The 12145-nt window shown below is 61.6% G+C and carries 11 protein-coding genes and 1 riboswitch; of the genes, 2 read left to right on the forward strand and 9 right to left on the reverse strand.

Annotated elements, in window-relative coordinates:
- Positions 1-109 precede the first annotated feature (109 nt).
- Positions 110-1276: an acetylornithine deacetylase gene (gene argE / locus FGD77_RS16950; protein WP_255011408.1), complete on the forward strand. Its 1167-nt coding sequence runs from the start codon at positions 110-112 to the stop codon at positions 1274-1276.
- Here the strand turns inward: argE and FGD77_RS16955 are convergent, their stop codons facing one another.
- The 8 genes from FGD77_RS16955 to miaB all read right to left on the reverse strand — a co-directional run bounded on the left by FGD77_RS16955 (position 1277) and on the right by miaB (position 9886).
- Positions 1277-1990: a tRNA (guanosine(46)-N(7))-methyltransferase TrmB gene (locus FGD77_RS16955; RefSeq protein WP_255011411.1), complete on the reverse strand. Its 714-nt coding sequence runs from the start codon at positions 1988-1990 to the stop codon at positions 1277-1279.
- Positions 1991-2216: 226 nt separating this feature from the next.
- Positions 2217-3416 carry a methionine adenosyltransferase gene (metK, locus tag FGD77_RS16960; RefSeq protein ID WP_255011413.1) on the reverse strand — a complete coding sequence of 400 codons (1200 nt, stop codon included), beginning with the start codon at positions 3414-3416 and terminating at the stop codon, positions 2217-2219.
- 5 nt (positions 3417-3421) lie between these two features.
- A riboswitch (SAM-SAH riboswitch) is annotated at positions 3422-3469 on the reverse strand.
- A 31-nt stretch (positions 3470-3500) separates the two neighbouring features.
- Positions 3501-5033 carry an apolipoprotein N-acyltransferase gene (lnt, locus tag FGD77_RS16965; protein WP_255011415.1) on the reverse strand — a complete coding sequence of 511 codons (1533 nt, stop codon included), beginning with the start codon at positions 5031-5033 and terminating at the stop codon, positions 3501-3503.
- Positions 5026-5925, reverse strand: coding sequence for a hemolysin family protein (locus FGD77_RS16970; RefSeq protein ID WP_255011417.1), 900 nt, complete (start codon positions 5923-5925; stop codon positions 5026-5028). The genes lnt and FGD77_RS16970 overlap by 8 nt, the downstream gene beginning before the upstream one ends.
- A 57-nt stretch (positions 5926-5982) precedes the next feature.
- Positions 5983-6471, reverse strand: a complete 489-nt coding sequence (gene ybeY, locus FGD77_RS16975; RefSeq protein ID WP_255011418.1) for an rRNA maturation RNase YbeY — start codon at positions 6469-6471, stop codon at positions 5983-5985.
- A 33-nt stretch (positions 6472-6504) separates the two neighbouring features.
- A complete protein-coding gene (locus tag FGD77_RS16980; protein ID WP_255011421.1) occupies positions 6505-7506 on the reverse strand; it encodes a PhoH family protein in 1002 nt (333 codons plus the stop codon).
- Between the two features lie 134 nt (positions 7507-7640).
- On the reverse strand, positions 7641-8462 hold the full coding sequence (locus FGD77_RS16985; protein WP_255011424.1) for an outer membrane protein: 822 nt from the start codon (positions 8460-8462) through the stop codon (positions 7641-7643).
- 98 nt (positions 8463-8560) lie between these two features.
- Complete coding sequence (miaB, locus tag FGD77_RS16990; RefSeq protein ID WP_255011426.1) at positions 8561-9886, reverse strand: tRNA (N6-isopentenyl adenosine(37)-C2)-methylthiotransferase MiaB; 1326 nt, start codon at positions 9884-9886, stop codon at positions 8561-8563.
- Between the two features lie 111 nt (positions 9887-9997).
- Between miaB and FGD77_RS16995 the strand changes: the two genes are divergently transcribed.
- Positions 9998-10867: a hypothetical protein gene (locus FGD77_RS16995; RefSeq protein WP_255011427.1), complete on the forward strand. Its 870-nt coding sequence runs from the start codon at positions 9998-10000 to the stop codon at positions 10865-10867.
- A gap of 803 nt (positions 10868-11670) precedes the next feature.
- On the opposite strand, the gene FGD77_RS22195 is transcribed toward FGD77_RS16995, so the two are convergent.
- Positions 11671-12090, reverse strand: coding sequence for a LysR substrate-binding domain-containing protein (locus tag FGD77_RS22195; RefSeq protein ID WP_369682731.1), 420 nt, complete (start codon positions 12088-12090; stop codon positions 11671-11673).
- Positions 12091-12145 lie beyond the last annotated feature (55 nt).

A 12145-nucleotide genomic window follows, 5' to 3' on the forward strand; every position in this document is an offset into this window, starting at 1 on the left:
GGCACAGCCGCGCAGCCGTGCAATGGATCAGGGTGGCGCCCCATTTTTCGCGTCGCCCTTTTTGCGTGAATATACCCAAGAACGGCCGCCAAAGGACGGAGCGCCACCTGTGTCACTGCCCATCGACGATACCCTGCTTCTGATGCGCTCGCTGATCGGCTTTCCAACCGTTTCGCAAGACAGCAACCTTGACATGATCGCCTACCTTGCTACCCGGCTCGAGGCGTCGGGCGCGCGGGTCGAGGTGATGCAGGACACGGCCGGCAAGAAGGCCAACCTCTTCGCCACCCTCGGCCCCGAGGGAGATGGCGGCATCGTGTTGTCAGGTCACAGCGATGTTGTGCCGGTGGCCGATCAGGTCTGGGCGACAGATCCGTTTCTGCTGCACGAGGAGGATGGCTGCCTCTATGGGCGCGGCGCCTGCGACATGAAGGGTTTCATCGCCGCCACCATCGCCATGGCGCCCACCTTTGCCCAGCGCATCGGGGTGCGCCCGCTGCATTTTTCATTCACCTATGACGAAGAAACCGGCTGCGTCGGCGCCCGCGATCTGGCGCAGGCCCTGACGGCGCGTGGGCTGAAGCCCTCGGTCGCGCTGATCGGCGAGCCGACGATGATGCGCGTGATCGAGGGCCACAAGGGCTGCTGCGAATACAGCACGCACTTCACCGGGCTGGCGGGCCATGGGTCCGGGCCCGACCGGGGCGTGAACGCAGTCGAATACGCCGCCCGTTTCGTCGCCCGGCTGCTGGCGCTCAAGGATACACTGCGTACCCGCGCGCCGCTGCACAGCCGCTTTGATCCGCCTTGGACGACGATAAACACCGGCGCGCTGATCGGCGGGGTTGCGCATAACGTCATCCCCTCGACCGCACAGGTCGATTGGGAGATGCGCCCGGTCCAACATTCCGATTTCGCGCTGGTCAGAGAGGATCTGCATCACTATTGCACCGACATCCTCCTGCCCGCCATGCGCGCGGTCTATCCGGGCGCGGAAATCCACACCGAAACAATCGGCGAGGTCGAAGGCCTGATCCCCGCCGAAGTTTCCGAGGCACGCGACATCATGATGGAACTAACCGGCGCCAACGGCGCAGACGTCGTCCCCTTCGGCACCGAGGCCGGCATTTTCCAGAGCATGGGCATGTCGGCCATCCTCTGCGGCCCCGGCTCGATCGAGCAGGCGCACAAGGCAGATGAGTTCGTCACGATAGATCAGATGACCCAGTGTCTGGAAATGCTCGACCGGCTCAGCCTGAAACTGGCCGCCGCCTGATCAAACCCGCCGAAAACGAAGGTAATGGGGCACGCGCCCCTCGCGCAGCGCCTTTTTCTCATACCGCGTCGAAATCCAGCCATCCCATGGCTGGCGCCAGTCCGTCGGCCCCTCGGCCAGCCACTCGAACCCGCAGCGCGGCACTTCCTCCAGCGTCTGGCGCACGTAATCCTCGATGTCGGTGGCCACCCGCAGTTCGGCGCCGGGGCGCATCGCACGCGCCAGTGGCTCCAGATGCTCGCCCGTCACGAACCGGCGCCGATGATGCCGCGCCTTTGGCCACGGATCGGGATAAAGCAGATAGGCCCGCCCCACCGACGCGTCCGGCAGCACATCGAACAGATCGCGCGCGTCACCGGGATGCACCCGCACATTTGGCGCATCCACCTTGCGCAGCTTGGCCAGCAGCATGGCAACGCCGTTCAGATAGGGTTCGCACCCGATCAGTCCGACATCCGGCTCGGCCAGCGCCATATGCGCCAGATGCTCGCCCCCGCCAAAGCCGATCTCCAGCCACAGATCGCGCCCGCCAAACAGCGCACCCAGATCCAGCGCCGCGCGCGCCGGATTGACGTCCCAACCCACCGGGCCGGGGGACAGCCCCTCCAGATCCTCGTCCAGCAAAACCTCCTGCGACTTGCGCAGGCTCTTGCCCTTGAACCGACCGTAGAAATTGCGCCACGGCGCGCCTGATGGATGCCTGTCTATTATCATGGCCGCAGGCTCTACCCTGCCCCCGCCCAAGGCGCAAGATCACCGATGACGCACGCGCCTTTCATTCTTCTTGCTCCAAATATCCTCGCCGAAGGCGGCACAACCTGCGCCACGCACGCCACAAGCGTTAGAGGCACACCAAACGCAAAACGCGCCGCAGCGGCCCATCGGGCCGCCGCCTGAGAATACCCGCATGCGCGCCAGCGCATTCCTTTTCCCTGATCGATCAGACGCAGGACAGCAGCTTGTCCACCAGATTGACCCGCTCCCAGCTGAAGCCGCCGTCGCTTTCGGGGGCGCGGCCGAAATGACCGTAGGCCGCCGTGCGCTGGTAGATCGGCTGGTTCAGTGACAGATGCTCGCGGATCCCGCGCGGGCTCAGGTCCATGCACTCGCGGATCGCCTTTTCAATCGCCTTGGGGTCCACCTCGCCTGTGCCGTGCGTATCGGCAAAGATCGACAGCGGGTGCGACACGCCGATGGCGTAACTCAACTGTATGGTGCAGCGCTCGGCCATTCCCGCCGCGACAACATTCTTGGCCAGATAGCGCGCGGCATAGGCTGCCGAGCGGTCGACCTTGGTCGGATCCTTGCCCGAAAACGCGCCGCCACCATGGGGCGCGGCGCCGCCATAGGTGTCGACGATGATCTTGCGGCCTGTCAGGCCTGCATCCCCGTCGGGGCCGCCGATGACGAAGGTGCCGGTGGGGTTCACGTGCCAGACCGTATCATCGCGCAGCCACCCATCAGGCAGCGTTTCGCGGATATAGGGCTCAACGATGTCGCGCACGTCGCCGGGGGTCAATTCCCGGCCCCCTGCCTCGTCAAACTGCTGGTGCTGGGTGCTCAGCACGATCGAGCCGATATGCGAAGGCTTGCCGTTTTCATAGACCACCGACAGCTGGCTCTTGGCATCGGGCAGTAGCAGCGGCTCGGTGCCGTCCTTGCGTACCTCTGCCAGGCGCCGCAGGATCGCGTGGGAAAACTGGATCGGCGCCGGCATCAGCTCTTCGGTCTCGGTCGTGGCGTAGCCGAACATGATGCCCTGATCGCCCGCGCCTTCTTCCTTGTCCTCGCGCGCGTCAACGCCCTGGGCGATATGCGCGGACTGCTCGTGCAGCAGGTTCGTCACTTCCAGCGTGCGCCAGTGAAACTTGTCCTGCTCATAGCCGATGTCGCGCACGCAGTCGCGCACGACCGTCGACATGAGGTCCTTGTATTCGGTCAGCTTGTCCTGATCCGACAGCCCGACCTCACCGCCGATGATGACGCGGTTGGTGGTGGCAAAGGTTTCGGCGGCGACGCGCGCCTCGGGTTCCTTGGCCAGAAAGGCGTCAAGGATCGCATCCGAAATGCGGTCGCACACCTTGTCGGGATGCCCTTCCGAGACGGATTCGGAGGTCAGTGTATAATTCTGTCGTGACATGAGATCGCTCCATTATGATATCCCGTCGCGCCAGGAAGCCGTTGCGACGGTATGCATCTGCCTAAACAGGCCCGCACAGAAAGGTCAATCGCCGACCATCGATGCGCGCGCGTTTCTCACGCGGTGCAGCAGTGCAGACACCAACGCCAGCAAGGCCAGCAGCGCCAGCGCAGGCCAATCACCATTTCGTGCATAGGGCGTCGGGGCGGTGGGCGGTGGCAGCGGGGCGTCCAGATAGCCCGCTTGCCCCAGCGGTATTTCGGCGGTAATACGCCCCGCCGCATCGATGATGGCGGACACGCCGGTATTGGCGGCACGGATCATCGGCAGGCCCTGCTCGGCGCTGCGCAGACGCGCCTGCGCAAGGTGCTGGAACGGTCCCGACACCTGCCCAAACCACGCATCGTTGGTAATCAACAACATGAAATCTGCCCGCCCCTTTGCCGACGCCACGTCGCGGGCAAAGACCCCCTCGTAGCAGATCAGCGGCAGCGCCGCGCCCAGCGGCCCCATATCGATCAGCCGCGCGCCCGGTCCGGGCGAATAGCCATAGCCGCCCTGCTGCGCGAGGCCCCGGATTCCGAACTGTTCCAGCAGATCGCCGAAGGGCACGTATTCGCCGAAAGGCACCAGATGATGCTTGTCATACAGCGCCGACCTGTTGCCCTGCCCGTCCAGCACCAGCAGCGAATTGAAATAACGCGCACCCTCGGCCCGCTGCACGCCCAGCACCACAGGCGCACCGCGGGCAGCCTCGCTGATGCCCGCCAGAATACCCTCGGCACGGTTGAGCAGCGTGGGCACGGCGGTTTCCGGCCAGACGATCAGGTCGGGCGGCGCGTCGGCAAGGGTATATCGCATCTGACGGTCGAAATGCTCCTGCATATGCGCCGGGTCCCATTTTTCGGCCTGCGGCACGTTGGGTTGGACCAGACGGATGACAGGCGCATCCATGCCCGGCGCGGGCACCGCACCCAGCCACGGCGTACCGACCCAAAGCGCAGCAAGCGCAGCAAGCGCAGCAAGTCCCGCAGCGCCGGTCCAGCGTCGCCCCAGCGTCAGATGCCACAGCGCGGCCCCCCCAATCAGCACGGCAAATGTCAGGGGCAACGCCCCGCCAATAGAGGCCCAGCGCAGCATGGGCGTCGCGATCAGCACGTGCCCCGGCTGCGCCCATGGAAACCCGGTCCACAGCCACCCGCGCAGCGCCTCGGACAGTGTCAGCATTGCCGCCCAGCCCAGCGCGCCGCTGCCCAGCCGACGCGCGATGCCCTGCGCCCCGGCCCAGAACAGCGCAAAGCCCACCGCGAATAACACCAGCGCAAAGGGCGCCATCCAGCCGTGGCGCGCCACGTCGATCAAGAAGGGTTCGACAATCCAGCTGAGTGCGACGGCGAAATACCCCGCACCCCCGGCAACGCCCAACCACGCCGCGCGGCGCCAGCCTGGCGCAACAGAATAACAGCCGTAAAGCCCGGCAAAGGCCAGCAGGGTCAGCGGCCACAGATCCCAGGGCGCCTGCCCCAATGCCGCCACCGCGCCCAGCGCAGCGGCGATGCCTCCCTGCATCCACCGCCCGCGCGCCGCGATCCAGCGCAGCGCGGCGGCGTCAGGCATGGGCGCCAGCATAGGGAACACGCACGCGCAGGCGCTTGATCCGGCGGGGATCGGCGTCGACCACTTCGAAAGTTGTGCCGCCCGGATGCTCGACCACTTCGCCGCGCACAGGCACCCGGCCCAGCAGCATGAAGACCAGTCCGCCCAGCGTGTCGATCTCTTCCTCGTCCACGTCGTCGACATCGGTCAGAGACTGGCCGATCGCGTCCTCGAAATCCTCCAGCGGGGTCTTGGCCAGCGCGATGTAGCAGCCCGGCTTTTCCTCGGTCCAGTGAGCATCCTCGCCGATGTCATGCTCGTCCTCGATCTCGCCCAGCACCTGCTCGATCAGATCCTCGATGGTCACAAGGCCGTCGACACCGCCATATTCGTCGATCACCAGCGCCATGTGGCGCCGGTCGGTCTGCATCTTCTGGAGCAGTACGCCAATGCGCATGGAAGGCGGCACATAGAGCAGCGGGCGCAGCATCTCCTTGAGCGAGAACGCATCCTCGGCATCACCGTTAAAGCCGTGGCGCAGCGCGAAATCCTTGAGATGGATGAATCCGACAGGAGAATCCAGCGTGCTCTCGTAGACCGGCAGGCGCGTCATGCCGCTGTCGCGGAACACATGGACCAGCTCGCCCTGCGTGATCGTTGCGGGCACGGACACGATGTCGGCCTTGGGGATGGCCACATCCTCGACCACCATGTCGCGCAGGTTGATCAGGCCGCGACCCTTCTGCGTGGCAGAGGTGGCGGGCTCCGCGTCGCTCTCTGGCTCGGATGGGCTGAACGCGCCGAAGATGCGGCGGAAAAAACCGGTGTTGTCGTCGTCTTCACTGGGCCTCTCGGGCGGCGCGCCATGCGCTGCGCTAGAGGATACGTCGGTACTGTCGTGGTGGTCGTCCATTACTCTTTATTCCAAATTAATAAATAGCCCGGCGCTGTCTGCACCGGGTGCCTGCCGTCAATATGGGTTAGCTATGCCCAGTTTGCAAAGGATGGCTACCTCGCACGATTCCATCAATGCGGCATCTTCGTCACGAACGTGGTCATAGCCCAGAAGATGCAACACTGCATGCACGATCAGATGAGTGGTGTGATCGGCCAGCGGTTTGTCGCCCAGCGCGGCCTCGGCGGCGCAGATATCATAGGCGATGGCGATATCGCCCAGCTCGGCATCGGGGCCGACGCGCGGAAGGTCGGGCACGGCGCCCGCGCGCTCTGGGCCGCGCTCGTGACTGGGCCAGCTGAGCACGTTGGTCGGTTGCGGCTTGCCGCGAAAATCCTCGTTGAGGACGGCGATGCGGGCATCATTGCAGGCCAGTACGCTGATTTCAAACTGCCCGGGGTCGATATCCAGATGCACCAATGTTGCCACAGCCGCGCGGTCTGCCAACGCCTCCAGCCCCAGCGCACGCCAACGGCGGTCCTCGATCATGACGTCTGTCAACATGGGCGCACTCCGGGTGGTGCGAGTGTTCGCGGTTCAGCCATCGGCCTCATATGCCTCGATGATGGCGGCAACCAACGGGTGACGCACAACGTCCTTGGAGGTGAAATAGTTGAAACCGATCTTGGGGATCGTTTGCAGCAGCCGTTCGGCATCGTGCAGCCCCGACGCCACGCCGCGCGGAAGGTCGATCTGGGTGCGATCCCCGGTGATCACCATGCGACTGCCCTCGCCAAGGCGGGTCAGGAACATCTTCATCTGCATCGTCGTGGCGTTCTGCGCCTCGTCCAGCACCACGAAGGCCCGCGACAGGGTGCGGCCCCGCATGAAGGCCAGCGGCGCAATCTCGATCTTCTTGTCCTCGATCAGCTTGGCCAGTTGCTTGCCCGGCAGGAAATCGTTCAGCGCGTCATAGAGCGGCTGCATGTAGGGATCGACCTTGTCCTTCATGTCGCCGGGCAGATAGCCCAATTTCTCGCCCGCCTCGACGGCGGGGCGCGCCAGGATGATCTTGTCAACATGGCCCTCGATGAACATCGATACGCCAACGGCAACGGCCAGATATGTCTTGCCCGTGCCGGCGGGGCCGATGCCGAAGGCCAGCTCCTTTTCAAAGAGCGAATGCACATAGGCCTTCTGGGCCTCCGTGCGCGGCTCGACCAGTTTTTTGCGGGTCTTGATCTCAACCCGGCCGCCCTTGAACATCTCGAACTGGTGGCCGTCATCGGTGGGAATCGCGCCGTTACCAGCGCCCATACGCAGCTCGCGATCAATGTCGCCGTGGGTGACATCCCTGCCCGCCTCCAGCCGCTGATACAGCGCCTGCAAGACCTGCACTGCTTCGGTCACATGCACCGAATCGCCGTGCACGGCCAGGTGATTGCCGCGCCTCAGGATCTGGACGTCCAGAGTGCGTTCGATCTCAGCCAGATTGCGATCATGCTCACCGCACAGATCTATCAACAAGCGATTGTCGGGAAACTCGATTTGCACCTCTTGCGGTGCGTCCTGCGGGGGGGTCCGGGCGCCAGTGGCCAATCCGCTCTCCTGTCATGAATGCTAGCGGCACCGTGGCAAGAACAACCGCCCGGCGCAAGATGCCGGGCGTGTATTTCACGCAGGATTAGCGATAAATTGCGACATGTCCCGGCCCGAAAGCCTCCGCAGGAAGCTTAGAAACGGAAGTTCAGGCCAAGCTGGACATTGCTGTAGGTCGGCGTCGCGACGGTAGAGGATCCACCCGCATCGAACAGAGTCTTGCTGCCGAAATTGTAATACTCCCACTCGGCCTTGACCGACCAGGAATCGCTCAAAAGATGTTCGACACCCAAACCGATCGAGTATCCGTCAGTGTCGTATGCCGTGTTCAAATTGATGGTATCACCACCCGCCGTGCCGTTGACGGCGTAGTCGAAATCGCCGTGCACATAGCCCAGGATACCGTAGACCATCGTGTTACCGGACTGGTTGGTCAGACCCGTTTTGGCACGCAGGCCAAGCACATGGTTAAGATCGACAGACCCGGTATATCCACCGTTGACGAAAGAATCGTCCACGTCGCCGCCGTTGTAACCCAGCTCAATCCCATAAACGAAAGAGCCCCTGCTCAGCGCACGTTCACCGCGCCAGCCCAGCTGCACCCCGTAGTTGAAACCCTCACCGTCCAGATCCCCGGCGCGCCGCGTCACCAAAACACCGGCAGGGTTCTTGTGCCCTACCCTGTCATCGGCGCCGAACGCATAACCGGCAGTACCGCCGACATAGAAACCCTGCCACGTCGGGGCCGCAACGACGACAACCGGATCGACCGGCACCTGTTCAAGGTTACCCGCATGAGCAGCGCCGCTCACGGCACAAGCCGCAAGCACACCGGCACAGGCCAGACCATTAAATGTTACAGCAGATACGCGGCGAGCAGACTTCATGGCACCAAATCCCAAAATAAAAATATTCGCATCGACGAAACGAGTTTCCTTGTGTGTCAGAAAGCGCATTCAGGTCAAAATCGTCCAGCGAAAATAGACCTCAGCAGGGAAAACACCGCAGATTCGAGCGTTTTGTTGCCCACAATCCTCACTCTTAAGTGCTAATTCTAAGTGATAATCCTGCCCGACAGCGAATTGGTGCCCGATCCGGTGATCAGCACCGGGTGCGAGCTGCCCACCTCGACATTCGGACCCACGACGTGAACCGCATGCAAATATTGCGATTTGCCCACCATCTGCCCCGGCTGGCGCCCTGCCCGTTCAAACAGGACGTTGACCTCGCGGCCCACCATGCTCTCCTGGATCTCGCGCTGCTGGCGGGTCAACAGGGCCTGGAGCCGCTGCAAACGCTCGCCGGCCACAGCGTCATCCACCTGCGCGCGCTCGGCGGCGGGCGTGCCGGGGCGGGTCGAGTATTTGAACGAATAGGCCTGCCCATAGCGAACCTCTTGGATCAGGTCCAAGGTGGCCTGAAAATCGGCCTCCGTCTCTTCGGGGAAGCCGACGATGAAATCGCCCGACAGCAGCAGATCGGGCCGCGCGGCGCGAATCCGTTCGATCAGCCGGATATAGCTATCCGCCGTGTGACTGCGGTTCATCCGTTTCAGAATGCGGTCGCTGCCCGATTGCACCGGCAGATGCAGGTAGGGCATCAACTTGGGGCAATCGCCATGCGCCTCGATCAGATCGTCGCCCATGTCATTGGGGTGGCTGGTGGTAAAGCGGATGCGCTCCAGCCCGTCGACCTCGGCCAGCGCGCGTATCAACCGGGCCAATGTCCAGTCATCCCCTTTTGGCCCTGCGCCGTGATAGGCGTTGACGTTTTGGCCCAGCAGCGTGATCTCGCGCACGCCGCGCTCTACCAGATCCTTTGCCTCGTCAATGACGCGGACCACCGGGCGCGACGCCTCAGCGCCGCGTGTATAGGGCACGACGCAGAAGGCGCAGAACTTGTCGCAGCCCTCCTGCACGGTCAGAAATGCGGTTGGGCCGCGCTTGGCCTTGGGGCGGGCCTTCAGCTTCTCGAACTTGCTCTCTTCGGGGAAATCAGTATCCAGCGCAGTGCCGCCCGCGCGCACCTTCGCCTCCATTTCAGGCAGGCGGTGGTAGCTTTGCGGGCCGACGACCAGATCGACCAAGGGCTGCCGACGCATGATCTCGGCGCCCTCGGCCTGCGCGACGCAGCCCGCGACACCGATTTTCAGATCGGGCTTGGCATCCTTGAGATCGCGAAACCGGCCCAGTTCGGAGTACACCTTCTCGGCCGCCTTTTCGCGAATGTGGCAGGTGTTCAGCAGGATCATGTCCGCCTCATCGGCACTGGCGACCTCCGTATAGCCCGCGCCGCCCATCGCCTCGGCCATGCGCTCGGAATCGTAGACGTTCATCTGACATCCATATGTCTTGATGTAGAGCTTCTTGGGCTCTGCCATGACGGGCCTCCGGAGTGTGCGCATGTGGTGTACGGGCCTATACCACAGCGGCGCCATCTTGCAATGCGCGGCAAATTGACAGACCTTGGCGCGCAAAACGAAAAGAGCGGTATGCATTACACATCTGTCCGTGATCTGTGCGGCAAGGGCGCACGCCATCTGGCCAAGGGGCCCGTCGCACTGATCTTTGCCGAGGATGGCGTCGAACTGGACACCACCCTGCGTCACCATCTGTCGCTGGGCTTTGCCTCAGTGATCGCGTTGATGCCACCCAGTTTCGCCCTGCCCGATGACCTTGTAAAGACTACGGTCCGCGTCGACCACGACGCCGCGGCCGACGGGCATATCGACGCGGTAAACCGCATTATCGACGCCGCCCCGCGCAGAACATGGCTGTATTACTGCTTTAACGCCGAATATTTGTTCTTTCCGTTTTGCGAAACGCGCAGCGTCGGTGAATTGCTGGCCTTCCATGCCGAAGAGCGGCGCGATGCCATGCTGACCTATGTCGTCGATATCTACGCCGGCGATCTCGATCTACATCCCGGTGCCGTCGCGTTGGAAGATGCATGGATGGACAAATCAGGCTATTATGCACTGGCGCGGCTTGATCCTGAAAACAACCATCACCCAAAGGACCGACAGCTCGATTTCTTCGGTGGCCTGCGCTGGCGATATGAGGAGCATATTCCGTGGCGGCGCCGCAATATCGACCGGATATCGATGTTCCGCTCCAAACGGGGTCTAAGATTACGCGAAGGGCATGTTTTTTCGGACGAAGAATACAATACCTACGCCTGCCCGTGGCACAACAACCTGACAGCGGTCACCGTATCCTTTCGCACCGCCAAAGCACTGAAACGCAACCCCGGCTCGACCTTCGACATCCCGACGTTCAAATGGCATAATTCGGTGCGCTTCGAATGGCATTCGCGCCAATTGCTGGATCTTGGCCTGATGGAGCCGGGCCAATGGTTTTGACGCCTGCCTGCCGACCATAAGATGCAGGCAAACTTGCCGCAATTGACAGGTTTCGGTCCGCAATTAGGGTTTTAGCCGATCTGGGCGCTGTTAACGATCAGAATCCCAAATCACCAGATTTAGGATGCGAATTTTAAAACTTCCACTAAGATATTGGGTTACGATACCGGGGTTACGTCATTCTTTCGAGTGCTGTGATCTGGGCATCAACGTCCTGATCGGCCGCCCAAACACCTGTATATCTGAAAATCATGTCCGCGACCTTTCCGGAAACCTGCAACAACCATTCGGGTTTTAAGCAGCTAATTTGGAAAGATCGGCGGATAATTTCGATACCCGATCTTTTAGCGGTTCAACAAACGGCAGTTTTTGGAAGATAGGTTGTACAGAGGGTATTGCCCGATTGCAGCCGTTCTTGACGAACGAATCGAAGGGCTCAAGATAGCCCGATTAACCATCTCCCGCACAGCGGTGAACGGTTGCTATTAAGAAATATCAGTTAAAAATTGCCTTTAGCTACTTGGATCAGAAAAAATACCTTTGGAGGGGTGAACCATAAAACCCACTTACGTCTTGATCAGTTCGTGGTGTTGCGATCCTTTTATGGCACCACACCCTCCGAGAAACCTGCATCGAAACAGCTTAACAATGCCGCCTCGTTACCGGTCCACAAACAGGTCCAGATCGAACTGCTTCACCGCTATATTTCGCGCCCTAGGTCGCGTGGATTTCGGCGCTGCGCGAGCGAGTCAGACAAGTGCCGCGATACGCAGTTTTAGCTCGCATAGGTGTTTTCTTTCAGTTCATAATCCGTTTATATTTTTCACCAGCCAGTCTTCCAGCATCGCCATAGCTGGGGATTTCTCTCTCGATTTCATACAGGTAAGCCAATATCTCCCCGTTGTAATCTCTGCTGTGAATGGCGTGACAAGACGCCCAGACTGAATGTAACTCTTGAACATTTCCGACGGCAATAGCGCTATCCCGTGTCCTCTGGCGGCCATCTCAGCCATCGCCACCGAAGAAGCGAAAATCGGGCCGCGCAGGTCTGGGCAAGATAGCTTTTGCTTGGCAAACCAGCTTGGCCATTCCCCGGCCCTATAGGAACGAAACAAATTCTGACCATCAAAATCCTCGGGGGACGTGATTGTATTTGCAATGTCCGGCGCGCAAAGCGGGGTCAGTGGCGTTTCCATTAGCGGTGTTGCGGTCAGCCTTTCCACGTTCCACCGCCGAACCTGATAGCCATGTCCAGGCCTTCGCGGATCAAGTCAACGC

The sequence above is a fragment of the Roseovarius sp. M141 genome (assembly GCF_024355225.1).
Classification (GTDB): Bacteria; Pseudomonadota; Alphaproteobacteria; order Rhodobacterales; family Rhodobacteraceae; genus Roseovarius.

Coding starts and splice junctions, on each gene's coding strand:
- FGD77_RS16955 (WP_255011411.1), bottom strand. CDS start 1,990: ATGATAATAGACAGGCATCCATCAGGCGCGCCGTGGCGCAATTTCTAC.
- metK (WP_255011413.1), bottom strand. CDS start 3,416: ATGTCACGACAGAATTATACACTGACCTCCGAATCCGTCTCGGAAGGG.
- lnt (WP_255011415.1), bottom strand. CDS start 5,033: ATGCCTGACGCCGCCGCGCTGCGCTGGATCGCGGCGCGCGGGCGGTGG.
- FGD77_RS16970 (WP_255011417.1), bottom strand. CDS start 5,925: ATGGACGACCACCACGACAGTACCGACGTATCCTCTAGCGCAGCGCAT.
- ybeY (WP_255011418.1), bottom strand. CDS start 6,471: ATGTTGACAGACGTCATGATCGAGGACCGCCGTTGGCGTGCGCTGGGG.
- FGD77_RS16985 (WP_255011424.1), bottom strand. CDS start 8,462: ATGCGCTTTCTGACACACAAGGAAACTCGTTTCGTCGATGCGAATATT.
- miaB (WP_255011426.1), bottom strand. CDS start 9,886: ATGGCAGAGCCCAAGAAGCTCTACATCAAGACATATGGATGTCAGATG.
- FGD77_RS16995 (WP_255011427.1), top strand. CDS start 9,998: ATGCATTACACATCTGTCCGTGATCTGTGCGGCAAGGGCGCACGCCAT.